We start from the raw sequence: 25502 nt of genomic DNA, 5'->3' as shown, positions 1-25502 counted from the left end.
ACGCTGCAATGGTCCGGTGTCGTACCGAATCCGACCGCGCCTGCCGCGGTCACGCCGGGCGCGGATCAGCGCCGCCGCGTTCCTGATCGTCATCATCGCCGCCACGGTCGCCGACCGGGTCGCCGCCACCGTCGCGTCCCGGCGGCTCGCCACGAGGCTGGCCTGCGCCGCCGGGCTGGCCCGCACGCCGGCCATCGACCTGCACGGCTTCCCGTTCCTGACCCAGGTCGCCGCGGGCAGCTACCCGCACCTCACCGTGACCGCGACCGACGTGGTGCGCGGCGAACTGCGGGTGCGCCGGGTCGACGCGGACCTGCGCGACGTCGCGGTGGGCGACGGCCGGTTCACCGTGGCCGAACTGCGGGTCGACCTGGTGGTCGGGTTCGACGGCCTACCGACCCGGCTCGGTGACCGACCGGTCAGCTACGTCGCCCGCGGCGACCGGCTGGGCATCCGCACCGAGGCCCGGTTCGCCGGACAGAGCGTGCCGGTCACGATCCTCGCCGTCCCGCGCCTGGAGGGAGCCACGCTGGCCGTCACACCGGACACCGTCGAGGTGTTCGGCGTCCAGCGCTCCGCCGGACAGGTGCTGGCCCGCATGGGGGTCGACCGGACGCCCACGCGCACGCTGCCCGACCTGCCGGAGAAGGTGGCCTACCGGTCGGTCGGCGTCGTCGACGACGGCCTGCGGATCACCGTCGGCGGGCACGACCTGAGCGGTCCCGCAACCGGCGCCGGCACGCGGAACGGCGACTGCGGAGGAGCGCGATGAGCGGGGCAGAGGCCGGCACCGTACACCGCGTGCTGGGCCGGATCGGCCGCGGCTGTGCGGCGCACCCGCGCCGGGTGCTCGGGGCATGGCTGCTACTGGTGGTCGCCGTTGTGCTCGCCGTCGTGGCCTACGGCCGTCCGGTCGACAACGAGGTCGGCCTGCCCGGAAGCGACGCCCAGACGGCCCGCGACCTGGTGCACGCGCACGGGGTCGGCGACGACGGCGCCGGCGGGCAGGTCGTCGTGCACGTCGGGACCGGCCGGCTGGACGAGTCGGCCCGCCAGGCGGCCCTGACGGAGGCGGTGGCGGCGATCGCCGCCGTCGACCACGTCGTTGTGGTCACGCCGCCGGCCACCGGCCAGGGCACGCTCAGCGCCGACGGGCGGACCGGCTACCTCACCGTGGAACTGGACGTCCCGGCCCGGGAGGTCGACCGGTCGCTCGCCGCCGAGGTCGACGCGGCGGCCACGCCGCTGCGGGCCCACGGCGTGCGGACCAGCCTCGGTGGCGCGCTGGCGGCGGCGGCCGACCGCGGCGACAGCCGGCTCAGCGAACTGATCGGGCTGGTGGCCGCGGCCGTCGTGCTCGTCCTGGCCTTCGGCGGGCTGGTTGCCGCCGGGCTGCCGATCCTGACCGCCCTGCTGACGCTGACCTGCGCGGTCGGTGCTGTCGGGCTCGCCGGCCACATCACCGGAGTGCCGGGCGTCGCGAGCACCCTGGCCACGATGATCGGGCTCGGCGTCGGCATCGACTACGCGTTGTTCGTCATCACCCGCCACCGGGAGCTGCTCGCCCGCGGCGTGCCCGTGCCGGAAGCGGTCGCCCGCAGCATGGCCGGCTCCGGCAGCGCCGTCGTGTTCGCCGGTGGCACGGTGGTGATCGCTCTCGGCGGCCTGGCCGTAGCCGGGGTACCGATCCTCACCACGCTGGCGTGGAGCACCGGCGTGGCCGTGGTGGTCGCCGTCGCCGGTGCGGTCACCCTGCTGCCGGCCCTTCTCGCGCTGCTGGGCGCCCGCGTTGACGCGCTGCGCCTCACCCGCGCACCGGCCACCGACGGCACGACAGGGTGGGCGCGGCGGGCCGACCGGGTGACCCGTCGGCCGTGGCGTTACGCGATGGCGGCCACCGCCCTGCTGGGCCTGCTCGCCGCGCCCGCGCTGAGTCTGCGGCTGGGACAGACCGACGCCGGCGACGCCGCACCGGGCAGCGCCGGCCGCACGAGCTACGACCTGCTCGCCGCCGGACTGGGGCCGGGTGTCAACGGACCGCTGACCGTCGTGGTCGTTCTCGACCCGCCGGCCACCGGAGCGGACGACCCGAGACTGGCCACGGCCCGCACGGACCTGTCGGCCCTGCCCGGCGTCGCGTCGGTCGCGCCGGCCCGGCCGTCGCCCGACGGTGCGATCGCCACGCTGCGGGTCATCCCGACGACCGGACCGGGCGACCCGGCCACCGCCGCGCTCGTCGAGACCGTCCGGGACACCCCGGTCGCCGGAACGACCGCACACGTCGGCGGCGTCGTGGCGACGAAGGCCGACCTGGCCGGACGTGTCGGCGAACGGATGTGGTACGTCATCGCGGTCGTCGTGGTGCTGTCCACGGTGCTGCTGTACCTGGCGTTCGGCGCGCCGGTCGTCGCGGTGAAGGCGGCCGTGATGAACCTGGTCTCCATCGGCGCCGCGTACGGGGCGTTGACCACCGTCTTCGCGTGGGGCTGGGGCGCCACGCTCATCGGCCTGGACGGCCCGGTGCCGGTGGAGAGCTACGTGCCGATGATGCTCTTCGCGCTGCTGTTCGGCCTGTCGATGGACTACGAGGTATTTCTCCTGACCGCGGTTCAGGAGGCGTGGCGGCGTACCGGCGACAACCGGGCCTCGGTGCGCGCCGGACTGGCCGCCACCGGGCGGGTGATCACCTCGGCGGCGTTCATCATGGTGGTCGTGTTCGCCGGCTTCCTGCTGCACAGCGACCCGGTGATCAAGATGTTCGGGCTGGGCATGGCGGTGGCGATCGCGGTCGACGCCACGGTGGTGCGCGGCTTGCTGGTGCCGGCCGTCATGGCGCTGCTCGGCCCGGCCAACTGGTGGCACCCCGGGCGTTCACCCGCGATCGTGCCGACGGCCGGCACGCCGTCGCCCGTGACGGTCACCGTGCCGCACGACCGGGAGCGGCACGCGTCGCCGCAGTGATCATGTGGACCGGGCGGGCGAAAAAGTCGTTCCCTCACATGGCCTCGACGATCCAATGACGTCCCGGGACGAGGATGCCGGTGGGGGAGACGTAGGGGTGGAGCGCGGACCCGAGCGTCGCGCGGACCGCGTCCTCGGTGAGCGCACCGGATTCGAGGACGGCTCGGACCGGGCCGCTTCCGGCGAAGAAGTCGACTGCCTCGGGAAGGTCGCGGCCGAACCTGACGGACGCCGTCACCGCCGTCGCACGGACACGTGCGAACCCTGCCTTTCCGAGAACGTCGCGGATCACGCCAGGGTCGGCGAGCGAGAACATCCCCTCGTTCGGTGTGGGCGACTCGGACCCGGAGGGGTCGAGTGCGCGGATCGGGACGCGGTACCACTCGCAGTCGTCCGCGGCCTGCGGGCAGACGAACACCAGCCGCCCGCCGGGGCGCAGGGCCAGGCGGATGTTGGCGAACGCCGCCACCGGATCGGCGAAGAACATGATGCCGAACTGACTGATCGCCACGTCGAAACGGCCGGCGGGAAAGCGGTGCACCTGCGCGTCGCCCCGCTCGAACCGGACGTTCGTCAGGCCCTCCCGCTGGGCCAGTGCGGCGGCGCGGGCGAGCATCGGCTCGGACAGGTCGAGCCCCACGGCCGCACCGTCGACGGCGAGGCGTGCCGCCGCGCGGGTGCTCCCGCCGGTGCCGCAGCCGACGTCGAGAACCCGGTGGGTCGGGGCGATGTCGGCGGCGGCGAGGAGCCGGTCGGTGAGATCGGCGTTGATGCTTTCGGCGCGTGCGGCCCAGTGGTGCCCCTCCGGCCCGTTCCATGCGGCGTCCTGCTGAACATTGGCGATCTGCATGAACTCAGCCTGGTCCGCTCCGGGCATGCGCACCACTGCCGGTTGAACATGCCCGCCATACACTCGGCGCATGTTGGACACGTGGTCCCTGCGGGTTCTCGTGGAGGTCGCGGCGCGGGGGTCGTTCTCCGCGGCCGCCGAGGCGCTGTCGATGACGCAGCCCGCGGTATCCCGCCAGATCGGCGGCCTGGAACGGCGGGTCGGGGTGCGGCTGTTCCGCCGTTCGCCGCGCGGCGTCAGCCCGACGCCGGCGGGGGAGGCTGCGCTGGCACACGCCCTGGAGGTGCTCGACGGGCTGCGGAACATGTCTGCCCGGCTGGCCGCGTTCCGTGACCTGGAGACAGGATCGCTGCGCATGTCCGCCTTCCCGAGTGCAAACACGGTGCTGGTTCCCGAGGCGATCCGGCGCTTCCGGGGCGCGCACCCGGGCGTCGAGATCACCCTCGTGCGGCACGATCCCGCGGGCCCGCTACCGGCGATCCGGGCCGGCGCGGTGGACGTCGCGCTGGTGACCGGCTGGGAGTTGTACGCCGACCCGGAGCGGGCCCGGCACCACGGCGACACCACCACCGTCGGCCTCGACGACGTGGAGCTGACGCCGCTGCTCGACGAGGAACTCCTCGTGGCGCTGCCGGCCGCGCACCGGCTCGCCTCCCGCACCCGGATCCGCCTCACCGACCTGGCAGGTGAGGCGTGGATCGAGGGCGCGTTCCCCGACTGCCTGGGGCCGCTGACCGAACTGACCGAGGCGCTCGGCGCACCGCCACGGGTCGGGTTCTTCTGCGACGACTGGAACGGCAAGCAGGCCCTCGTCTCCAGCGGCAGCGGGATCACCCTGGTGCCGCCGCTGGCCCGCACCGCGGTGCGGCGCGACATCGTCCTGCGCCCCACCGAACCGGCGCTGCCCCCGCGACGGCTCTACGCCGTCACCGCGCCGCCGCCGCACCGCGGTCCCGCCGCCGAGGCGATGCTCGGCCTGCTCGGGGAACTGATCGCCGAATATCGGCGTTAGCCGGGACGACGGGTGGTCGGATCGGATCCGGTCGGGGTCGGCGGTGCGGTAACGGTGGGACGCACGGGCCGACACCCGCACGGCACTCCCGCCGGATCAGGTGATGTCGAGGACGACCTTGCCCCGCACGAGGCGTTCGCGCAGCGACCGGATCGCGTCTGCGGCGTTGTCCCAACCGGTGCGCGCCGTGATGCCGGGATCCACCGCGCCGCCGGCGACCTTTTCCGCGAGCCAGGTGAGGTCCGCGGGCATCGGCGCGCCCTCGGGGTTGAAGAACGTGACGATCGTGCGCTCGTGCCGCCCGGCGTGACCGGCGAACGACATCGGGGGGAACGTCTCGCCGGTGCCGGGCCCGACGGACACCAGTACCCCGTGGGCGGCGAGGCGGTCGTACGCCTCGACCAGCGTCGTCCCGCCGGCCGTGTCGATGACGCCGTGCACCGGCTGCGTGACCGTCGCGGGGTTGTCCACGACCTCGTCGGCACCGAGCGAACGCAGCACCGACCCGTGCGTCGCGGGGTCCCTGACCGCGGCGATGACCTGCGCGCCGCCCAACCGGGCGAGTTGAACGGCGTAGCGCCCCACGCCGCCGGCGGCTCCCGTGATGAGCACCCGCCTGCCCAGGATCGGTCCCACTCTGCGCAACGCCCGTAGCGCGCTAGCTCCGGCGACCGCGACGGTGCTGAGGGCGCCCGGGTCCGCGCCGCGGGGTGCCGTACCGATGAGCGTGGTGCCGACCGCGCGCAGTTCGGCCCAGCCGCCGTGCGCGTCCAGCGTCACGACGGGCGTACCCACCGGCGGTCCGGAGCCGTCGGCCGCCGCGCGTTCGATGACACCGGCTGCCTCGTAACCGGGCACGGTGCCCTCCGGGGCCGCCTCGTAACCGAGGTCGCCGGGGTTGACGGACGTCGCGTGCACCCGCACGAGGGCCTGGTCCGGGGCCGGTTCGGGATCGGGCGCGATGCCCAGGCGGAGGCCGGCTGGAGCGGAACGGTCGACAAGCAGAGCGCGCACGAGGAAATCCTTCGTTCACCGGGTAAGTCGCGGTCATAGTGCCACTGAGTGGCAGTTGGCGACAAGTGGCGTTCACGTAGACTGCGACCATGACCGCCCGACCGTCCCTGCGCGAACGCCGTAAGCGACGCACCCGTGAGGCGTTGATCGACAGCGCGTTGGACCTCTTCGGCCGCCGCGGCTTCGACCACGTGACGCTCGACGAACTGTGCGAGGCCGCGGAGGTGTCCAAGCGCACCTTCTTCCGCACGTTCACGAGCAAGGAACACGCCGCGATGGCGACCTACCAGGACATGTGGGCGGCGGCGCTGGAGGCGTTGGAGGCGGCCCCGCCGGGACGGCGGCCCCTCGTCGATCTCATGCGCGACAGCCTGCTCGCCGGGCTCGACAAGATGGACTCCGACGGGTGGGCCGAGCGCCTGCGCCGCACCGTCCACCTGTCTGTCGCGACTCCGGCCATCGAGGCGCACTGCCTCTACTTCTGCCACCGCACCACCGAAGCCGCGCTGTCCATCATGCGAGACCGCCACGAGCTAGCCGCCCCAAAAGACTTTCGCGTGCTGCTGGCCATGGACATCGTCGTCGCGGCACACCAGCGCAGCATCGCCCGGTGGGCCGCCCGCACCGGCGAGGCCGATCGCGCGCTGCTGGCGGCGGACACCCTCGCGGCGTTCGGGGCGATTCCCGACAGCCTCACGGTCACCGGTGGGGCGCCCGCCCAGGAGCATTAGAGGGACGCGGCTCCGTCGCCGAGCCGCCTCGGCAGGGCCGCCGTCGTGGTCGCTGCCCGTCGCTTCCGTGCCGTTGTCCGGCTACCTGTGGACAGCCGTGATCTGGAACTGGCCAGGCGGGCACCGCCACGCTCGGGGCGGCGCCACGCGTGGACCGGATCGGGACACTGCCGGCCCCCGCGCCGAGGAGTACCGCATCGCGACGGCCTGGCGGGCCGCGCAGATCGCTCCGCACCTGCCCGCCGTACTGATCACGGCGAAGCCCGCCAACCGGTGTACCAGCGGCTCGGGTTCCGGAGTCTGGCACGGGCCACCATGTGGAAGCGCGAACCCGCGACCGACAACGTCGCGGGGTCGAACCGGCAGAGGCCCGCGGGTACGGAGGGCCACGGCCGGTGACCGGGGAAGGCCGGAATCCGTTGGACAACCCGCGCTGCATCTCTCATTCGACTGTGCTTCCGTTCGCGAGTTCCTCTCGTGGGTTTGTTGGTGAACTACAGAGCCGAATGTTGCTGAGTTTGGGAGCCAGTGGGATCTTCCCGACCTCGATGTTCGCGATTTTGGGAGCCAACCGTCGGCCGCGGCACTACGCCAGCTGGTCGAGACCTACTCGCTCACGGATAGTTACTAGAGCGGAAATGTGGCCGCGCATGGTCTGCCAGATGAGCATGTGTTCAGAGGTCAGAGGCGCTCCACGCGGTCGGCCTGCGGGCCCCGGTCGCTCTGACGCACCGTGTACCGGACCCGGTCGCCCTGCTGCAGCGGTTCCGACCCGGCGACCACGGACACGTGGACGAACAGGTCGTCGCCTCCGGCATCCGGGGTGATGAACCCGAACCCGCGGTCGCCGTCGTAACGTGCGACGACGCCCTCGCCCGCGCGTGCGGGCACGCCCCGTGACGGCGGCTCCCTCCTGGCGGGTGGCGGCCCGGCCGGTGCCGGCCGTCGCGGTGGCGGTGCGGGCTCGGCCCCTCGGACCAGCTGCACATCGCGGGCCTGCGGGCCCTTGTCGCCGCTGACGACCTCGTACGCCACCCGATCGCCCTCTGCCAGCCAGGTGAGGCCCTCGGCCAGGGACCGGGCGTGGACGAAGACGTCCCCGCCGCCGGAATCGGGAACGATAAAGCCGAAGCCCTTGTCCTCGTCGTACCAGGAGACGGTTCCGTCCGCCCCGTCGGCACCGGCGGACAGGCCGGCCCCGGGACCGAGCGGCACCACGTGCGCGGCCTGCGGGCCGCGCTCGCCCTCGACGACGACGAAGGCCACCCGCTGACCGTCGCTGAGCACACCGCCGGTCACGATGGCCGAGCTGTGCACGAAGACGTCGGGGCCGCCGCCGTCCGGCGAGGCGAACCCGTACCCCTTCGCCGGCTCGTACCAGTTGACCGTGCCGAGCACGCCCACGGCGCCGCCGGCGGCCTGCTCGGCGGTAACGCGGACGCGCAGCGCCTGCGGACCGCGGTCGTTCTCGCCGACCTCGAACTCGACGGCCTGGCCCTCACGGAGCACCTTCGGGCCGCCTTCACCCACGATCTCGGAGGCGTGCACGAACACGTCTGGCGAGCCGTCCTCAGGCGCGAGGAAGCCGAACCCCCGTTCGGCGTCGAACCAGCGGACGATCCCGTGCGGCATAGGAAAGCTCCAGGTCGTAAGAGCGGCATTGCTCTCAGTCTCGCTCACGGCGTCGTGCCTGGGACCACCGGGACCGGCCACGGTCGGTCGGCTGTCAGAAGGTCGTAGGCGGCCAGGACGCGGGTGGCGGTCGCGAACGACTCCGACGGCTCGTCGCGCCGGCCCGCCCGCCGCGCGACCGCTCGACGTGGCCGACGATGAGATCGACTCCGTGGCCGAGCGCGTCGTTGCCTGGTGGACCCGCTCAGCGCCGACGGTGACCGGTCCAGACACGCCGACACCGTGCCCGGCATGCGGCGCTGACCCGGACCAGTCCACCGAACCCCAGCACACACTGCTCAGCGTCTGCTACTGCTGTCATCCCCGTTCCTACGACTACAAGCGCCAGGACGAGACGTGCCCCTGCCTCGTCGGCGCAACGTGACCAGCCCTCGAAAACCAACGTCGCATTGACAGCGGCAGATGTGCGCACTTGTTCAACGCTCGTCTTCGCTTGCATCGGGTGGCAGTGCGAAAACGTCTCCGAGCAGGCAGTCGTGCAGAGGCGCGGGCGACAGCGGCCATGGTTCGTTCGGGACGACCTGTGCCCGCCATCCGGCGACCTCCAGTCCGTCGCCTGCATATTCTGCGAGCCGGTTGTCGGAGGTCTCGCCGAGCAGTCCTGCGTGTTCGAGGATGACGAACAGCGCATCCGCGGCGCACGTCACCATCGCATCGGCTGTCTCGGCGCTGGTACCGGGGTTGAGGTCGCGATAGATACGGCGGGCTGCGGCCAGGAGCCGATCGGCGTCGGTGACCGAGAAGTCCCGCCGCAGCCGTAGCGACAGGCTCATACCGTCAACCAGCGGATCGTCACCGACCAGGCCGTCATCGTCAGCCATGCCGATACGGTACCGGCGCGACACTTCGCGCTGCGCCGCGGAGCCGGTCTGCCGCACCCGGTTCGCGGCATGAGAGTGCACGGCGGGGTCGCCGAGCTGTCCACGATCACCGTCGTCTCGGCGCACCGCGTTCCCACCAGTCGTGCGGTGGCCGCTCACAGATGAGCGTCGCAGCCATCTCCACTGGGCCGAGATTGCAGTACTTCCACAGCTCCTTCGCCGATCGGGAGTACTGGAACAAAATCTGATCGACGTCGAAGGCGTCGAGCTCACCTTCGCGGTAGCGATCGACGGCTTCTGCCACGCGGGCGAGTAGGTCTTCCAACTCGGCTTGGTGGTACTCCGCGACCACCGAGCGCGCCGTCCGTCGCTCCGCCTTCTCAGACATGAGCACGACACTACGCAGGTATGCGGATACGCAGCCGCCCTGCCGGATCGCGACAGAGGCGTGTACCTTCAGGCGGCGGTGAAGCCGATCGATGCTACGTCGGAAGGCTGTCGGATTGACACCCTTCCGGTGGCCAGTCACCTCGGCAGCATCGAGAATAGCCCATGTCGCAAAGGAGCGACATGCCCGGCGCACTGTCCTCTCCGGCCGGGCTAGCGCCGAGCGCAGGAAATTCACGTGGCAATTTTCGTGACAATGTCCACCTGCTGCGCAAGCTTAGGAAACGTCATATCAAAAGGTGGGAATAAATTGACAGAGGGGAATTTAATTCCATTTATTGGAATGCCAGATGATATTGCACGTCTGGGCATTCAGCGACTCATGAAATCAGATGTTCGTGCGCGAGCTCATGGACGCCAGTCCGAAAGATGGGCACGCATCGAGACGGTGATTAGCGCGGTGACGGCGGTTGCTGCGTCACTCGCCGCGGTTGGCTACCTGAAAGCGGGCTGGCTTGGCATAGTGCTGTCTATAGCCGTAGCCGCACTGGTGCCGCTACAGCAAGCCTTGGGCGCCGCCAGTAGGTCCCGAGACCACGGGCGTGCGGCTGCCACTCTAAGCGCTCTTGCAGAGTCCTACGAACGCTACCTGCAACTTGACGTCGGACCGCCAGCTTGGCGAGGAGAAGGCCAAAACCTTCCAGCTATCAGGAGTTATCTCGACAAGCTCGATGCCGAGCTCTCAGTGGTCGTTTCGGAAGCGCGTCCGGTGAAACTGACCGACTCCGATCGCGCGGCGGCTCGAGCGCGCGCAGCTCACCTTATCGAGTATCTCTCAATGAGCAACGTGACCTCACCGCCTGACGCAACATGGGCAATATAGCCGCACCGTCACTACTTGCAAGCGACCAGATGCTTCCTTTGACGATCACTGTCCTTGAGAAGGGCACGACAACGTGCCCACTCATCAGCGGGCCGTTCGGGTTGCTGCGTTCCGGCGTAGCGCGGAGTACGAGTTCGTTCGGGGCCCCGCCGCTGACGGCTGGGTTGACGATGGCAGCCATACATCACCATGCGTCACTCCCGGCGATGAACACCAGTACGCTCGCCGCGGCAGATTCGCGCACCTGATCTTGTGGCTCGTACGCGTTCTGATTCGCCGCGGTTAGGGCCCCGCCGAGCTGAGCAAGATTCATGACCTCGCCGTGGTTGAGGTCCTCAGGGTCAATGCTCGACGCCTGGGCAGCGCACCTGTCGAGCCGCTTCGTTGGCGCATCGTCGCGGCCGAGTCTCCGTGATCCACGAGCTGGAACCTAGCGTTGCCAGACCTGGTGGATCGCCGCGTACACCTCGGCACCGGAGGCCGGTGGCATCAGCATGAGCAGGTCCGCGACGACTGGCCAGGGCAGGTTCCGCAGCATCGTCGCGGCGGTCATCGGCAGCATCATGGTCAGCCGCACGGCCGCCGCCGGTGGCGGCATCGCGGCGACGAGCCCGGCGGCCACCTGCGGCGGGAGGCCCGCCAGGCGTAGCCCCGCCGCGTTCTGTGCCATCGTCGCCAACCGGTCGGCGGCGGCCTGCGGCGGCATTGCGCGCAGCAACGGGTTGCCCACCCGCACCGGGATGAGCCCGAGCCGGTCGGCGGCCGCCCGGATCGGCATGGTGAGGAGCAGCGCCACCGCCATGGCCGGCGCCAGCGCGGACAACCGCACCGCCACCCGATCCGCCGCCATCGACGCCAGCACGTCGGCGCCGATCTCCGGCGGCATGGCGGCGAGCAGTACGGCTACCCGCGCCGGCGGCACGTCACCGAGGATCTCGGCGGCGGCCGACACGGTGAGGTCGCCGAGCCGCGCGACGGCGTCGTCGACCGTTCCCGCGAGAATCGCGTTGGACACCTGCGTGACACCGACGTCGTACCGCGGCGGATGCACCTGCAACGGCGCCTGCCCAACGGGCCCCGGCGAGCCCGGCTCCCGCCACGGCTCGACGTAGGGTGCCGGCGCGCATTTGCGTCTCGCCGGATGGCGGCGCGTACACCGCGTCGGTATGTGGCGCACCCGCAGCGGCTAACCGCTCCGCCTGACCAGATTGCATCGGCCGGCGCGCCGATCGGGCGCCGCCGAGCCATTCTCGGCTGCCCACTCGCTGCGGGCGCGGTTGTCAGCGGAGCCTGCGCGCGACAACCGAGCAGCCCGGGCATTCGGCACCGCGGCGGCGCGGCCCCGCTCGCGGAACACGCCGGTGACGTTCCCGCCAGCCGCCGTAGGGCATATCGTCGCTGCCCAACGAAACCAACTCGGTGACGCCGTCAATGCGGACCACCACGTCGGTGCGGTCGTAGAAGTGCGCGATCCCGTCGAGATGAATTCGAATTACGGTCTGGTCGAGCCAGCGGTCCCACCGCTGCCCAAGCGGCCAAGCACGTCGAGAACCGCGACGCCACTAAGTTCAACAACGAGACCCCAGAGGCCGATCCCGAGCCAGTCCGAAAGGTTTCCAGCGAAAGGCCTCTGGTCGAGGTACTGGGTCTTGAGCCCAACGAGACTGACTACCAGAACGGATGCCAGTGCCGCAATTGTTCTCGCCTGCCGGAAAAGGAGCGACACCCGTCCGGGATCTTGCCGTAGTCCGGGAGTCACGATTCCCACAATGCCGGCTCTCGGACCGAAGTCGCGAGCTTCTGGCGAATCTGCGAGTGGAGATGGGCTCTCGTCGGCTTCGGTGTCAGTTTCGGGTACGTCAAGTAGTGACCCGGCAGGCGGCAAATCGCCCTGTTGGATATCGAAGAGCTGGGCGCGCAACCTACGATCTCCGGGGCTTCGCAGAAACCGGGATATGATGCCGGTAACCACGCCGAACGAGTTCGCATTCTCACGACATTGCGCAACCATATCCTCTTCTTGTTCCGGCCAATCAAGTACCTGCGACTTCTGGACCGCCCGGAACTCTGCCTCTAGCACGCCCTCGATTAGTCTGGCGTCTGTTGACGATAGCTTGCGCGCCCCGCGAAGTATCCCAGCTTGCTGATCAAGCTGGTCGAGTAAAATGCGGAAATGCCACGACATTGTGGCCAGCGCGACCTTATCTTTGTCGAATTCCTCGAATGATTTCTCCACCTGGGCGTAGTCCGAGCGAGATATCTGGTCCTCAAGATCGTCTATTCGCATCCTCGCCCGGACTGGAAGGGTGGCACCATCGTCGCGGTAGCTAAGTGCTCGCTTCAACGTTCCGAGGCGCCGGACCAGCACAGCCTGCGGCGTCAGTCGTTCGGTGATGTATTTGACCAGGAGTCCCAGCATGGCGCCAAGGAGCAAGAGCGTCAGGGCGAGCGCCGCGCCGCGGCCGTCCCGATCCTTTAGCCAGATTGTCAACGGCGCGTCCGTCGAAATGCCGGGTCCTCGGACTTGAACGAGGCCACGAAAAACTCCCGCCCTCACCTTCTCAGGAGCCCAGGGGTCTGCGGTTATTGCGATGCTTAAACGTGTTTCGGTTAGACGGTTGACCCCTACTGTTATCTGTCCCTCGGGAAACTCACCCGGCCCGCCATCGTGCCGCAAGTCACCTGCGAGTCGAACACTGAGCTCGGCTGGTTGACCGGCTGGCGGCGGAGGTTGTGCGGCCTGCACATCCACTGTGAATGATCTGGTAATCGAATCCCTGTTCAATTCGAATGAAAGCACAATACCTTCTTTTGGCAAAGTAGGCGCGACCTCCTTTTCGAATATCCCTTTGGTGTATGTCAAGACGATGAGAGCCACAACGGCATAGGCGAGGATTACAAGTGCTGAAAATCCAACGAGACTAGATCGGCGACGCAAAGACTCCCGGAGGGACCGTTGCAGCTGAAGATCTTGATATGCCATAACGCCTCCGGATCTTAAAAAGGATCAACAGTGAAGTGCTAAGCGATGGATCGTGTCTCAATTCAGTCGAAGTCTCGATACGCTGTCGATATGGACGACCGCGAGCCACTGCGGCCGGGGTCCCAAACGAATCGCCGCGGCGTAGGTTGGCCTCCAGATCATGCCATGTTCGGGCCTGGGGGCGATCCCTTTTCTCGCGAGCTTAGCCGCGACGTAGCCCGATCGCGCCGACCCTACCGTCGCGAGTGGCGCCACGCCGATGACCACCGCGGGCGGGATGATCAGACGTGCAATTTGGGCAGTTCACGATGCTCTACGGCGAAGGCGCCGGTTGCCGACCGCGACAAGCGGCGACTGGGCAGCGCGCACCGACGGCGGAAGATGTGCGCACTGGTCTTGCCTCGGTGCGCCGCGCTGCATGAATGCGATCGGCATTAATTGATCGGTCGCGTGGCCATGCCGCCTCGATTTCGATTGGCCAGTCTGCTTGATGCGGCCCTGCGCGGCCGGGTCAGAACTGCAGCCAGGCGGCTAAAACCTTGGCCGCTAGTAGGAGCCTTGTGCGTTGCAGACACGCCAACCGTTCGCCTGGAGGAGATTGAACTGCCAGGGCATGATCTCCGTGACGGCATCGACCGTGATCTTGGCCGACCCACCGGACGGCACCTATGTCGGAGGGTAGGGCGCTCAGCTACACGCAAGGGTGTTCCCGGCGGTAAGCCCGCCGAAGAGATGGCTACCGCCGCCCGGCGGGCCCTGCAAAGCCTGTTCTCCGAATACCGCTTCGGCCCCACCGCATACCCCACAATTTCGCGGCACACTGTCGGATGGCATTCAGCGATCTGTTACCGATAGGCCGGGTCTTCAGCGAAGCAGCCACCAGGTGGTCATGACCCACGCCGGGCCTGTCCAGGCAATCGCCCGACGGTATCCGCACGAGCCGACGGGTCACGACGGTCACCAGAACAAGATACGGAAGGTTCCTCCACGGAGAATGTATCGTGCGTACAGTCCGCACAACAGCGCCACTCCGACAGCGACCAATGCCCCGCCGACTCGCCCTTCCTTGATAGAATATGCGCACACCAACAACGCGCCCACGGTCGCAACCGTCCAAAATCCACCAAATACTACCCGGCCGATGATATCGCCGACGCTAGGCATTCCTCGTGGAGGGGCGGCCGGGGTTGGGTAATGAGGCCCTTCGGGTGGAACAGGGTACGTGGCCTGACCGCACAGCGGACATGCCGTCGCTGCGACTGGTCCTCCCGCGTTGTCGCAGTGATCGTTGAGGCAGGTCAACTCGCCAGGCCGTGCGGCGCGATCATCAATGGACACGGGTTCCTCACTTAATTGATGTTGAGCGCTCGACAGATCACCAAGTTGAAATTGGTTGGGTAGAGGACTTAGTTTCCGCGGAGCCCGACGATGAGCATGAGTAAATTCCGCTGGGCTGCGGTTCGCAGACGGCTTGGCGAAATCTGCCGTTGAGGCCACGCGGCCGACCCGGCGGAACAGTGCAATGCACACTTGCGATTGAAGACAGGGCCGCGCCGTGATTGCGCCGATCCGGTCTTCGCGGATCCCTTTCCACATGCTCCGGAAGACTAAGGCACTGAGCGGCGCGACTGTGAGTGTGACCGGCCCGGACGACCTCGCATATCGAGCAAGTGACTCACGGTCAGGATGTCCGGCGCAGGTCGCGGACCAGCGATGCTATGGACGTTGCCTTGATGGCCACGCCGAACGACTATGTGGACTGCCGCATTCCGTCAGCGGAGTGCCAGATTGACCAGACGACCGAAGCCGTAAGTGAACGGCTCCTTAGTCGATGGACACGACTGTTGCCGCAACGTTGCATCGACAAGTTCACGGTTTATGAAAGATAGTTCTTCAACACCATTTCGGCGAGCGCCTTGCTGTCGTGAGAATCGCGGCCCAGCTGATAGCAGGCTCCGTCGACCTCCGCGGCGACAATGAAGTGGCCCGGCGTCTTCTGGCACGGCGCGACCCAGGCCCGCGTGGCTCGGTCCAGATTGATCCACGTTTCGCCGTCGGCAGCTCTGATCCATGACATCGTCGGCCTCGCTCTGCTCGGGTTTCACTTTCATTCCAGATGCAAATTGGTCGTCTGTCCATTTGGTGGGCGCCACTTCGGGTCGAGTGTCGAGCGGTACATCGGACCCGAAGATGAATCCGTCATGATTGAGGTATCCAGTTTTTCACGGCAACGTTGGAGGGAGTTCCGCCTTTCGGTCGAACGAGTGCACGTTGTGGCCGGGTAACGATGGAGCGATCAGCGAAGTGCGTCCCATCATCGGCTGAGCCCGCGGTCGAGCAAGGGCCGATGGACGTTCGTGCGGGTAGCGGGACGCCCGCGCGGCTCAATTGGCCGGATCAGGTGGGAGCAGTCGCGGGCAGCGGCACGGTCCATACGCTGAACGTCGCTCAGCACGCCGAACCGCGCGCTCTGATCGCCGACCCGTGGACCCAACCGCGGTACAGCGGTTCTGCGCCGGCGACACGTTCTCTAGCGTCGACTCCATCGCAGGTCCGATCATCCAATCGGGCATCCGCACATCGGCAGAAGAGCGATCGACCCTCGTTCGCGGACGCGGTACAGGTGCACAGACATTGATGGTGCAGGCGTTCAAGGAGCTCTCCCTGCTTCGGCCCATGGTCACAAAGTGGCGCTCGTTCTTACGAACATTCACGCGGCGGCGGTGGGCGAGGTGGCTCCCGAGGTGACGAACCTCCGGCTCTCGTTCTCACGAACGAAACCACTCTCGAGAAGGTCCTTGGCGGCTGTGCAGCGACGATGGGGGAGAACCATCCCACAACTGTTGCGATCGCTCACAAACTGAGCAGGTGGCAGGCGGATCGTAGTTCGGGTGCGCCTGCCCGTGCCTGTCTGGACGGATCGGGCGGGCGCTACCGCGCTGAGTAGCACCGGCAGGTAGCGTTCCGACCGGCGAAGGGTGGCAATGGCGTCCAGGAAATCGATACGGCTCACCATTACAGCCGACAGCGATAACGGTTTCGACAAGTGGAGGTCGACCGCACAGCGGTGGTGCCGGGAAGTCTGGCAGAACCTGTGTACGCCGCTTCGCCTCGCGTTACAGACCCACCCGCTTCCCGGCGACGACATCAGCGAACTCGTCGCCGCGGGCCGGATCCGCGAGGCGTACCCACCGCTCGGATCCCCGTTCGTGACCATCGCTGTCGAGGACGACGAAAGGCATTTCGCCGCGCGGACCCTGACCGAGAGGAATCTGGCCGCTATTGCAGATGATCTGCGCTGGGCATCCGGGGTGGCTATCACCGGCGGCATCCTCGAACCCAGCTTTCTCGGCCGAGACCCGGGTTGGCCCCGTCTGTATCTGACGGCCTCCCGCGATTACGGAGCCGACCAGTTCACCCTGGGACTGCTCGCGTCATCGGACTTTCTGGTCCCGGACGCTGATGGCGAGGCCCGACTCCTGTCGGTGGCGCGCCTTTTCGCCGACGGCTGCAACCCCACCTACGGCGAGGCAGGACCCAACCACTCCGCCGGACCGACCGGCTCCACCCTCGAAGCGAAGATCGGCGTGAACGCCGAACACAGCCCCACAACCGGCAGAACACTTCTACGCGGCTACTCATGGCTGACCCTGCTGCCACAAGAGATAGGCGACCGACTCGGCGGCGTCCAAGCGCTGCGGGACACAGGCGCTTTCCACGATGTGTCGCCGCTCGCCGCCGGCGGGTACTGGCTACAGGCCACGGAACACCTCCGACACTATGACAACGACTCGGCACGCCGCGTACGCGATGCCCTGAGCAACGCCATGCCCGCCTTATACAGGCATGCCCTCGTCGGACGCACCCTGGAAATCTGACGTTGCCTCCGGTCGGCGAGGTCATCCACCCCGACACGTGGCTGACGGCAGGACAAGGATGACGGCCCGGCGTTCCGGATGCTTATCTAGTTGGACGAACGTGGCACTAGCCTGGACGCCCATGACGCGCTGCTACGGCCGCAGTACGCGCAGACGTGGAACGAGGTGTTCGCTCCGCTGCGTGAGCTGCTCGACGCCGATCCGCCGGCCAGCGTCGACTTGCTGGAGGTGAACGGAGCGGGGTACGTGCTGGTTCAGTGAGACTGCCCACCAGCACAGTTGATCGAGATCATCGATACTGTCACCGCGCCGGTTCTTGCCGTCGAGGCGTTCTGGGACGGCGACACGCGGGGATGGTTCATCTTTCTAGTGGCCGTTGTGCGCCGGCCGGGTAGGCACAACGATCGTTTCGATGAGGTTCCGTTGACCGTGCTGCGCTCGGGCGGCGACATCCGTCTGTTCAACGGACAGGTGCCGCCCTGGCCGGAGGCACAGCAGGCATTCGAGCAGGGCCGGGCGGTCGCGCAGCAGCTCGGCGTGCCGTTCCACTTCGCTAGCCCACAGGAGCCGAACGAGGATCTGCCTCGTTGGTGGGACGCACAACCCAACTGAGTGAACAGCTGCCGCGGCTTCCATCGGAAATGTGCTCCGACCAGAACCGTTCATGCGGCACGAGCGTGCGTCGGGCCGCCCGAGCGTGCGTCACGCCATGTGACGGCCCACCGTCGGCCCCGTCGCGCGGTCGGCGGCAGATCCGGACACGCGTCGAGTGCCCCGACTGGCAGACTGGCGCGATGTCCTTGCGGTGTTACCTGAGCGCCTTTCGACCGCCGGTTGACGCGTCCGTGCTCGCCGATATTTCGCTGTGGCTGGATGACCGGCTGTTCTGGCCGGCGTTCCTGCTCTCGGTCGGTGGTTCCGACACCGCAGCCGTTGCCTTCGACGTCGATCCGGCGGATGTCGAGGAGTACGCAGAGCAGCTCCACCACCCCGACAGTTGGCCCTTCATCTCGCTGCCGCTCGGGGGTGGCCACGGCTTGCACATACTGTTTCGCAACTTCGAGGATGATGCAGGATGGGACTACCTGCTCCAACCTGCCGGCTCCGATACGGTCACCACGCTCGCCGCGCTGGAGGGCTGCTTCCAGGGGCCGGGCCTCTCCTGGCCGGAGCTTCTCGTCGCAGCCGGTCAACCGGACCCCGCACGGAGCTGGTCGGAACGCCTCCTCCTGCTGCTGCCCGCGTTGGGTGATGCCGATCTGCCGCACGACGCGGACGAACCGATCATCTCGGCCTTCGCTGCCGTCGGTGGCCTGTCCCAGCAACGGTACAAAGTCGCCCACGAACTCCTGACCGCGAGTCGTCGTTTCTGGGGCGATCCAACCTGGACCGAGTACGCCGATCGTCGTGTCCGCCTGGGCCGACACAGCCCGCGAGGCCCAGCGGCGCCACCGGATCGCCTCGCCCTCATAGCCGAAGCCCTCGGCTCCGGAAGCTGATCGCGCCCGGCTGGTTTATTTCAGCGGCAGCACCCTCGCCCACGACGGGTCCGGCAACCATTGACGCATGCCGAAGAGTTTTGAGGGCATGCGTCATCTTGCCCTTGTCATCCTCGCCGCACTGCTGGCCGCCTGCACGTCCCCCACCCAGCCGCCGACCGGCCCGGAAACGCCCTCTCCGATCCCCATCACCGCCAACCCGAGCGCCCTGCCGATCGGCGACACCGTCCCGACATCGATGGTCATCGGCGGGCAGGAGTTGGTGCTGTACTTCTGGGGCAGGCCCGACAGGCCAAATCTGGATCATGCTTGGCGCGACACCACCACCGGCGCCATCGACCTGCAGATCGATGGCCTGTGTTCCGCCGCCGCGGAGCCAGACGATCTACCCAGGAACTTCTTCCGCGTCCGGCAGTGCACGTTCACCCACACCCCGCTCATCGAGTACGGCGCCGTGTGGGCCGCACCCGCCCGTATCACGAGCCGCGACGCCGGCAAGACGACCAACGCCCACTACACCCGATGGAGCAACAATCGCGACGTCACCATCTTCTGGCTGAAGCGCCAGGGCAAGCCGATACCGCAGAGTGCCCCCTACGGCGACGGCGGCTGGGGAAGTACCCCACTGCCCGAAGACCGGTATCCGCTGCTGACCGCCTACGACGCCGAGGACAGGACGATCGCCACCGCCCGCCTACGTCCACCGGCAACCGAGCAAAAGGGCTAATGACCCTGCACCGCCGACCCCGGTCGCCCCTCCACACGGTTACCTATGCGTCGCCGGCGACCTGATCGACCTGGAATAGCGCTGGACTGTGCTGTGGCGACCTGACCGTGACGTAACTACGAGCGCATGCCTGGTCGCGATGCTTGCCGCTGAGTTCGTTCGACACCTCGCCGCCAGGGCGGACGGTCGGCTCGTGCAGCGACCGAAGAAGGAACACGCCCTGGTTCTGTGGTGGTCCTCGCAGCGTGCGCTCGTGCAGCACGCCGCGTTGTCCGGCTTGATGGCAGCATTCGATGGCTGTTGGTCGGCGACGTTCGCCTACGATGCCGGCGTGGGGGAGTTCGTGGACGTGACGTTGGCCCGTGTGCCGTCCGGGTTCGATTTCTCGGGTCCGTTGCAGATGTTGTTCGAGTGGGTCGAGAAGCAGGGCTATGTAAGGCCGGGGCACGACGGCGATCTGTACGGCTCGCTCAGCGCTGACGCCTGGGTCGGCACCTCGGTCGAGCTTCGCGGCTTCACCGCCGGTCAGACCGTCTCGTATACACGCTCCTGGTTCGGGGATGCGGCAAACGACCATGCCACGCGTTTGTGGCCTTTCGTGCGGACCGGCGGCGACGGTTCGATGGCCGCGCTGTGGCTGGACGGCGACCGGCGGACCCGAGTCGTTCATCTCGGGTCGGGCAGCGGCTCGTTGCTGACGTGTGTGCTTGCCGAGAACGGGCTGGACTTTCTACGGCTGCTGGCAATCGGTTATCGCGAGATCTGCTGGGGTGAGGAGTTCGCCGCGCCACCGCGGCCGTGGGGCGACAGCGGTAAGATCGTCAACGGCCCCTACCGCGATTGGCTGTGCGGAACGTTCGGCGTGACTGTCCCGGAAACCGCCTCGGAGATCGTGCGTGAACCCGCAGAGGCGGGCGGCCCCGCGACTGGTGACGCCTTCTGTCGCTGGGTCGAAGATCACCTGGATCCGCCTCCTGTCCGGTGATCGCCCGTGATCCCGTTATAGCCGCAATCCGGGCCGGGTTGCAGTCGCTGGCGCACGTACCCCTGCCGTTGGAGCGGAACTGCACCTGGGGAGACACAACGATCGACAGGAGATCTGTAGCGGTCAGGCCGCGCACTCTTCTCCGCTTCGAGCGTGCGTCGGGCCACCCCGGCGTGCATCACGCCGCGTGACGGCTCACCGCCGGCCGTCGCGCGCGGTCGGCGGCATGTGCGGACGTGCCGTCATGGGGGCGTCAACAAGGTGATGAGTTCGGGCACCTCCTGATACCAGCACGGTTCGGTGGTATGGACGCGGATCCGCGAGAAGCTGACGTATGTGCCGTGCGGCGGTTTCATCTCCAACGTCCAGGTGCCGAGGACGCATTGATAGCGGATCTCCCAGCCGTCCTCTCTTTCGAACAGCCGGGATCCGTTTCCTCCCGTGCTGGACGTGGACAGGGTGTTGATGAAGCCCGCTTCGGTCAGCCAGGCCGCGGTACGCACGACGTCGTCGGTCTCGGTGAACTCGCCGGTACCGTTTTCCTCCAACGCGCTGAGGGCGAACCGCCCGTCGTCGTCGGGGCGACCTACGATGACCTCGATCGCGTCGTCCTCCCCATCACGCTCTGTAACGCGCGATCAGCGGCATGAGCGGATGGCGTGGCCGCTTGGGTGGGCGGTTGGCGGTGCGACGATCCTGGATTCCGTCTTCGGCGCGAGCGGAAGATCCGCGGCTCCGTCGTCGATGACATTCGGTAGCCCACGGGTCGAACGCGAACGCCCGAACGGCGGCAGAAAGAGCATGTGTGATCTTGGATTAGTCCCAGTAGTTGAACAGACCCTCGCCAGCGTTTGAGGCTGCCTGTAGCGCATGTCGTGCTGGCTGATCCGTGGCCACTTCGCCGCGTCGATCGGCCCGACCAATTCCGTGGCGGTCAGCAGGCGGAACCCCGGTGCCGTTCTCAAAACCGCGATCAGGTCGGGCACGTCGACGAAAGTCAGCGGACCCGCTTCACGTGCGGGCGTGAACTCGATGACGCGCGGAACGGCGAGCGCCAGAAGTGGCGCGTCGCGGGCGCAGACCACCGCGACGTTTCGATGTGAATAGGTGATGATCGCCTGGTGGAAGTTCGGCGTTGGATGGTCGCTGATCCGGAACTCGGTCAGCTCGCCGCCGGTTTGTCGCGCGGCCTCATAGCAGGCGCGGCGAAACGCCTTCAAGTCGGTCACGACGACCAACCCTACGTGCCCGGCCTACCGAGCGAAGCCATGCGGCGTCGGCAGAAGCGTCCGTCAGGGGCAGTTGTCCGGCCGGCAACGTTGCGTCCGGAGGCTCCCGACCCGTGGGCGAGCGCTTCGCGGCAGATCCGGATGGTGATGCAACCGGTGCTACCGCGGGCCTACAGCCGATCGGCGTTGCCGGCTGGCTCGCAGCACGCTGATGATTTCGCCGGTACGACCACCGCCCTCGCGAAGTCGTGCTTTCACATCGCCGTCGAACCCGTTGAGAGCGAACTGAACAGTCCTTTCGCCGGGTGGCAGAGTCACACCGCAGTACAGTTCGCACCCGGTCTTGGTCTCCACGATCCCCCCGTCCGCGGTCACCCCCCATGAGTGCTGCCGCCATAAGCCACCGGATAGGGCATAACCCGTGCCGACCGCGGCGATCTCGCCGTCGATCCACAGCTTGGCGACATTGGCGTGGCAGTCTCCACCCAGGTCCGCGACGTTGATGGGTAGGGCAAGCAGAGTCCCGTCTGCGACAAGCAGGTCGAGGTCGGGCTCGGGAACTCCGGGCGGCACGACCAACTCGCCACCATGCGCCAGTAGCCGCTGGCACCACGCGGACCATTGCTGCCGGAATCCCTCGTCCACGTCCCATCCGGCCACGCGCTCCTCGTAGAGCCGCATGAGACGATCACGATCAGCCAACACCCGCCGACCGTAACCGATATGGTCCAGGCCAGCAGACGTCAGCGCGCGACCAGCGGCAGAACCGGATGTCTGTAAGACCGGGTGTCGTGCATAGTCATGCATACTGCGCCGGCCAATTGCGGCGATCGTGACACGTCGGTTAGCGGTCGCGGCGGAACGGTCGCCGTGTCGGGTAACAGACTGTTATCCAGTCTCCTGAGGGGATTGCTGGCGCCACACTGGCAGCGAACAAGCTATGACACCGAGATAGCGGTGTGGTCGTGTCGGTGAGGTGGGGAGGGCGTCCTGGTGGAGATCGAGTTGGCCGACGCGGTGGCCGCGGTGCGGGAGGAGTTGCTCGATGCCGCCCGTCGCGGTTCCGGGCAGGAGGTCGCTTTCACGGTGGGGCCGATCGAGTTGGAGTTCGCCGTGGAGTTGCGCGCTGACGCCAAGGCCAAGGCCGGGTTCAAGGCGTGGGTGGTGTCGGGTGATGTGGAGGGCGGTATGTCACGGGGCCGGACTCACCGGGTGTGCGTGACGCTGACGCCGAAGAAGCCCGACGGTGGCGACTTGCTGATCTCCGCCGGCCAGGACCGGTCGGTGTCCCCGCCTGACCTGTCAGGTCATGTCGGGCGCTGACCACACCACTGCGGCGGCGGTGCTGGGGCCGGCCGACCGCGTAGTCGCGGTGGCCTCCGCCTCGCAGCGTGGTTCCGGGTACGTCGTTGCCGGCCGGTTGGTGCTCACCAGCGCGCACGTTGTTCCTCCGGTCGGGGCGGCAGTAGGCGTGCGGACCGTCACCGGCCGGGAGGAGTTCACCGCGGTGGTGGTGTGGCGGGGTACGCCGGGTGGCCGCGACGATGCCGCGCTGCTGCGCGTGGATGATCCGGCCTGGCCGTCGCTGCGGGGGCGAGCGGTGCGGTGGGGTCGGGTGGTGACCCACCGGGCCGGTATTTCGTGTCGGGCGTGGGGGTTCCCGGAGTGGGTTCAGCGCCTGGGACACAGCGACGAGACGGGGCAGCCGTCGGGGACGCTGAACGCGGGTAACCGCTATGTCGGTGACCGGTATGTGCTCGACGTCGACGGCCATCCGCCGGCGGTGGGTGAGGACGGTGCGTCGCCGTGGGCCGGGTTGTCCGGCGCGGCGATGTTTTGCGGAGAGGAGCTGCTCACCGGGGTGGTCGCCACCGATGTGGCCTCGGGTCAACACGCTCACCTGGACGCGGTCCCGGTGTACCTGCTGCACCGGGATCCGCTGTTTCGGCAGGTGTTGGCCGAGCGCGGCGGCGGTGACATGGTGTTGGAGGCGGTGGAGTTGCAGCCGCTGGCCGCGGTCGAGCCGTCGCTGAGCGACAGCCCTGCGGCGCTGCTGCGGGCCGGACAGCAGGTGGTCCGCTTCCACGGCCGCGAACAGCTGATGGAGGACCTGCTCGCCTGGTGTGCCGGCAGCGGCCCGCCGGTGTGGCTGCTGCACGCCCCGGGTGGGCAGGGCAAAACGCGCACCGCCCACGAGTTGGCACGCCGGCTGGCCGAACAGCGGTGGGCGACGCTGTGGCTGCACCCCGACGCGACCGGGTCCGCGCTGCGGGTCCTGGCGCAGGTGGCGGTGCCGCTGCTGGTCGTGGTCGACTACGCCGAGACGCGCACCGGCCAGCTCGCCGAGGTGCTGCGCGTCTGCGCGGAGCACCCCGGTGACGTGCCGGTGCGGCTGCTGCTGCTGGCCCGGATCGCCGGTGACTGGTGGACCAGCCTGCCCGCCGCCGACCCCGCCGTGGAACGACTCCTTGACGGCGCCCACACTCTGCGCCTTGACCAGTTGGACACCGACCCGGGCGGCCGCGTCGACGCCTACCGTGACGCCGTGACCGACCTGGTGCGCGCGTTGGCTGCCATACCCGCCTACCGCCACCACGACTGGCGCACCGTCGCCGAACGACTCGCCGGCGGCGCACCGCCCACGGCCGTCGCCGAGCAGACAGTGTCGGCGTTGAGCCTGCACACCGGTGCGCTGGCCGACCTGCTCGACGCGGTCGATCCACCCGACCCGGCGACGAGCACCTCGGGGGTGGAGGAGCGGCTGCTGGTCCACGAGCGTCGCTACTGGCGCAGCACCGCCACCGCGAACCATCTGCTGCCCGCCGTGTCCGAGAGCACCCTGGAAGATGCTCTGGCCGTGGCGATGCTGTTCGGCGCGCACGACGACACCAGCGCCGACACCGTCCTGGCGCACCTTCCCGCCCTGGACGGGCAGACCCGCGACCGGCGTAACACCATTCGGCAGTGGATCGGTCGGCTTTACCCATCCGGGGACCACCGCCCATGGGGCAGCCTGCAACCGGACCGCCTCGCCGAACAATTCGTCGGCACCCGCCTGCTCTGCAACCCGAATTTGGTCGACCCACTCGTGCCGCACGCCAGCGCGGCCCAGGTCGTGCAGCTGCTGACCGTCTACGCCCGCGCCGCCGCCCGCCCCGCCTTCACCGACCGGCTCCCCGCCGCCCTGACCAACCTGTGCACCCGCCACTCGCACGCGCTCGCCATACCCGCCATCGACATCGCCACCCAGGTCGAGCAGCCCGCCCCGCTCATCACCGCGTTGCGCCGCTTGACCACCGACCCCCACACCAGCCTCGACGAGCTGTCCGCCATGGCATATCGCCTACCGCAGGCCAGCCACAACCTCGCCGAATGGGCGACCGAGATCACCGAACGCCTCGTCGACGAACACCGCCACCTCACCGCGACACGCCGATCCCAACGCCGATGGTGGCAACACCTCCCCGGTCTACGCCCCGACACCAGCACCAACGACGCCGCCCTCGCCGCGTCGCTGAACAACCTCTCCGTGCGGTTGGCGGGTCTGGGGCGGCGGGAGCCGGCGTTGGCCGCAATCGAGGAAGCCGTCAGCGTCTACCGGCGGCTGGCCGCAGCCCGCCCCGACGCGGTCGAACCCGACCTCGCCGCGTCGCTGAACAACCTCTCTGCCTCGTTGGCGGACTTGGGGCGGCGGGAGCCGGCGTTGGCCGCGATCGAGGAATCCGTCACCATCCGGCGGCGGCTGGCCGCAGCCCGCCCCGACGCGGTCGAACCCGACCTCGCCGCGTCGCTGAACACGCTCTCCATGGGGTTGGCGGACTTGGGGCGGCGGGAGCCGGCGTTGGCCGCG

At 68.2% G+C, this 25502-nt stretch carries 23 protein-coding genes and 3 pseudogenes; 13 read left to right on the top strand and 13 right to left on the bottom strand.

Annotated elements, in window-relative coordinates:
- The first annotated feature begins 16 nt into the window (after nucleotides 1-16).
- Together Val02_RS24650 and Val02_RS24645 are read left to right on the top strand one after the other, a co-directional pair.
- Entirely contained in the window at nucleotides 17-772 is a 756-nt protein-coding gene (locus tag Val02_RS24650) for an LmeA family phospholipid-binding protein (protein WP_203901565.1), read from the top strand.
- The gene (locus tag Val02_RS24645; protein WP_203901564.1) at nucleotides 769-2961 is read left to right on the top strand and encodes an MMPL family transporter; all 2193 of its coding nucleotides are present in this window, start codon (nucleotides 769-771) and stop codon (nucleotides 2959-2961) included. The genes Val02_RS24650 and Val02_RS24645 overlap by 4 nt, the downstream gene beginning before the upstream one ends.
- 34 nt (nucleotides 2962-2995) lie before the next feature.
- Here Val02_RS24645 and Val02_RS24640 read toward each other — a convergent pair whose 3' ends face one another.
- Complete coding sequence (locus tag Val02_RS24640; RefSeq protein ID WP_203901563.1) at nucleotides 2996-3811, bottom strand: class I SAM-dependent methyltransferase; 816 nt, start codon at nucleotides 3809-3811, stop codon at nucleotides 2996-2998.
- Between the two features lie 70 nt (nucleotides 3812-3881).
- Between Val02_RS24640 and Val02_RS24635 the strand changes: the two genes are divergently transcribed.
- On the top strand, nucleotides 3882-4823 hold the full coding sequence (locus tag Val02_RS24635; protein WP_203901562.1) for a LysR family transcriptional regulator: 942 nt from the start codon (nucleotides 3882-3884) through the stop codon (nucleotides 4821-4823).
- A gap of 96 nt (nucleotides 4824-4919) precedes the next feature.
- Here Val02_RS24635 and Val02_RS24630 read toward each other — a convergent pair whose 3' ends face one another.
- The gene (locus Val02_RS24630) at nucleotides 4920-5837 is read right to left on the bottom strand and encodes a zinc-binding dehydrogenase (RefSeq protein ID WP_203901561.1); all 918 of its coding nucleotides are present in this window, start codon (nucleotides 5835-5837) and stop codon (nucleotides 4920-4922) included.
- A gap of 89 nt (nucleotides 5838-5926) precedes the next feature.
- Here Val02_RS24630 and Val02_RS24625 point away from each other — a divergent pair, with 89 nt between their 5' ends.
- Nucleotides 5927-6568: a TetR family transcriptional regulator gene (locus tag Val02_RS24625; RefSeq protein ID WP_203901560.1), complete on the top strand. Its 642-nt coding sequence runs from the start codon at nucleotides 5927-5929 to the stop codon at nucleotides 6566-6568.
- 681 nt (nucleotides 6569-7249) lie between these two features.
- Here the strand turns inward: Val02_RS24625 and Val02_RS48695 are convergent.
- The 5 genes and pseudogenes from Val02_RS48695 to Val02_RS24600 form a co-directional block, all read right to left on the bottom strand.
- A pseudogene (locus Val02_RS48695) lies at nucleotides 7250-7723 on the bottom strand (cold-shock protein); the annotation flags it as partial.
- Nucleotides 7724-7774: 51 nt separating this feature from the next.
- A pseudogene (locus tag Val02_RS24615) lies at nucleotides 7775-7966 on the bottom strand (cold-shock protein); the annotation flags it as partial.
- A gap of 30 nt (nucleotides 7967-7996) precedes the next feature.
- Nucleotides 7997-8200: pseudogene (locus tag Val02_RS24610) on the bottom strand (cold-shock protein); the annotation flags it as partial.
- A gap of 476 nt (nucleotides 8201-8676) precedes the next feature.
- The gene (locus tag Val02_RS24605; protein ID WP_203901559.1) at nucleotides 8677-9081 is read right to left on the bottom strand and encodes a hypothetical protein; all 405 of its coding nucleotides are present in this window, start codon (nucleotides 9079-9081) and stop codon (nucleotides 8677-8679) included.
- A 106-nt stretch (nucleotides 9082-9187) separates the two neighbouring features.
- The gene (locus tag Val02_RS24600; RefSeq protein WP_203901558.1) at nucleotides 9188-9706 is read right to left on the bottom strand and encodes a hypothetical protein; all 519 of its coding nucleotides are present in this window, start codon (nucleotides 9704-9706) and stop codon (nucleotides 9188-9190) included.
- Between Val02_RS24600 and Val02_RS24595 the strand changes: the two genes are divergently transcribed.
- A complete protein-coding gene (locus Val02_RS24595) occupies nucleotides 9707-10351 on the top strand; it encodes a hypothetical protein (protein WP_203901557.1) in 645 nt (214 codons plus the stop codon).
- Nucleotides 10352-10781: 430 nt separating this feature from the next.
- Here Val02_RS24595 and Val02_RS24590 read toward each other — a convergent pair whose 3' ends face one another.
- The 3 genes from Val02_RS24590 to Val02_RS24580 all read right to left on the bottom strand — a co-directional run bounded on the left by Val02_RS24590 (nucleotide 10782) and on the right by Val02_RS24580 (nucleotide 15411).
- Nucleotides 10782-11366 carry a magnesium transporter MgtE N-terminal domain-containing protein gene (locus Val02_RS24590; protein WP_203901556.1) on the bottom strand — a complete coding sequence of 195 codons (585 nt, stop codon included), beginning with the start codon at nucleotides 11364-11366 and terminating at the stop codon, nucleotides 10782-10784.
- Nucleotides 11367-11843: 477 nt separating this feature from the next.
- Nucleotides 11844-12842, bottom strand: a complete 999-nt coding sequence (locus tag Val02_RS24585) for a hypothetical protein (RefSeq protein ID WP_203901555.1) — start codon at nucleotides 12840-12842, stop codon at nucleotides 11844-11846.
- A gap of 2368 nt (nucleotides 12843-15210) precedes the next feature.
- The gene (locus Val02_RS24580) at nucleotides 15211-15411 is read right to left on the bottom strand and encodes a hypothetical protein (protein WP_203901554.1); all 201 of its coding nucleotides are present in this window, start codon (nucleotides 15409-15411) and stop codon (nucleotides 15211-15213) included.
- A 907-nt stretch (nucleotides 15412-16318) separates the two neighbouring features.
- Between Val02_RS24580 and Val02_RS24575 the strand changes: the two genes are divergently transcribed.
- From Val02_RS24575 to Val02_RS24550, 6 genes are all read left to right on the top strand, one after another.
- The gene (locus Val02_RS24575) at nucleotides 16319-17212 is read left to right on the top strand and encodes a hypothetical protein (RefSeq protein ID WP_203901553.1); all 894 of its coding nucleotides are present in this window, start codon (nucleotides 16319-16321) and stop codon (nucleotides 17210-17212) included.
- Between the two features lie 90 nt (nucleotides 17213-17302).
- On the top strand, nucleotides 17303-17473 hold the full coding sequence (locus Val02_RS24570) for a hypothetical protein (RefSeq protein ID WP_203901552.1): 171 nt from the start codon (nucleotides 17303-17305) through the stop codon (nucleotides 17471-17473).
- A gap of 18 nt (nucleotides 17474-17491) precedes the next feature.
- Nucleotides 17492-17824 carry a hypothetical protein gene (locus Val02_RS24565; protein ID WP_203901551.1) on the top strand — a complete coding sequence of 111 codons (333 nt, stop codon included), beginning with the start codon at nucleotides 17492-17494 and terminating at the stop codon, nucleotides 17822-17824.
- A 233-nt stretch (nucleotides 17825-18057) separates the two neighbouring features.
- Nucleotides 18058-18711 (top strand): hypothetical protein, encoded by a 654-nt coding sequence (locus Val02_RS24560; RefSeq protein WP_203901550.1) that lies wholly within the window; start codon nucleotides 18058-18060, stop codon nucleotides 18709-18711.
- Between the two features lie 67 nt (nucleotides 18712-18778).
- Nucleotides 18779-19438 carry a hypothetical protein gene (locus Val02_RS24555; protein ID WP_203901549.1) on the top strand — a complete coding sequence of 220 codons (660 nt, stop codon included), beginning with the start codon at nucleotides 18779-18781 and terminating at the stop codon, nucleotides 19436-19438.
- Nucleotides 19439-19631: 193 nt separating this feature from the next.
- Nucleotides 19632-20423 (top strand): hypothetical protein, encoded by a 792-nt coding sequence (locus tag Val02_RS24550; protein WP_239153309.1) that lies wholly within the window; start codon nucleotides 19632-19634, stop codon nucleotides 20421-20423.
- Nucleotides 20424-20665: 242 nt separating this feature from the next.
- Here Val02_RS24550 and Val02_RS24545 read toward each other — a convergent pair whose 3' ends face one another.
- From Val02_RS24545 to Val02_RS24535, 3 genes are all read right to left on the bottom strand, one after another.
- Nucleotides 20666-20971: a hypothetical protein gene (locus tag Val02_RS24545; RefSeq protein ID WP_203901548.1), complete on the bottom strand. Its 306-nt coding sequence runs from the start codon at nucleotides 20969-20971 to the stop codon at nucleotides 20666-20668.
- Between the two features lie 90 nt (nucleotides 20972-21061).
- Nucleotides 21062-21652: a hypothetical protein gene (locus tag Val02_RS24540; RefSeq protein ID WP_203901547.1), complete on the bottom strand. Its 591-nt coding sequence runs from the start codon at nucleotides 21650-21652 to the stop codon at nucleotides 21062-21064.
- 159 nt (nucleotides 21653-21811) lie between these two features.
- The gene (locus Val02_RS24535) at nucleotides 21812-22357 is read right to left on the bottom strand and encodes a hypothetical protein (RefSeq protein WP_203901546.1); all 546 of its coding nucleotides are present in this window, start codon (nucleotides 22355-22357) and stop codon (nucleotides 21812-21814) included.
- Nucleotides 22358-22645: 288 nt separating this feature from the next.
- Here Val02_RS24535 and Val02_RS24530 point away from each other — a divergent pair, with 288 nt between their 5' ends.
- Entirely contained in the window at nucleotides 22646-22975 is a 330-nt protein-coding gene (locus Val02_RS24530) for a trypco2 family protein (protein WP_203901545.1), read from the top strand.
- On the top strand, nucleotides 22962-25502 hold a 2541-nt coding region (locus Val02_RS24525), incomplete at its 3' end, for a P-loop NTPase (protein WP_203901544.1). The genes Val02_RS24530 and Val02_RS24525, both read left to right, overlap by 14 nt.

The organism is Virgisporangium aliadipatigenens (genome assembly GCF_016863615.1).
Lineage (GTDB): Bacteria > Actinomycetota > Actinomycetes > Mycobacteriales > Micromonosporaceae > Virgisporangium > Virgisporangium aliadipatigenens.
The sequence above is the reverse complement of the archived record's forward strand: the minus strand, read 5'-3'. Positions and strand labels throughout refer to the sequence as shown.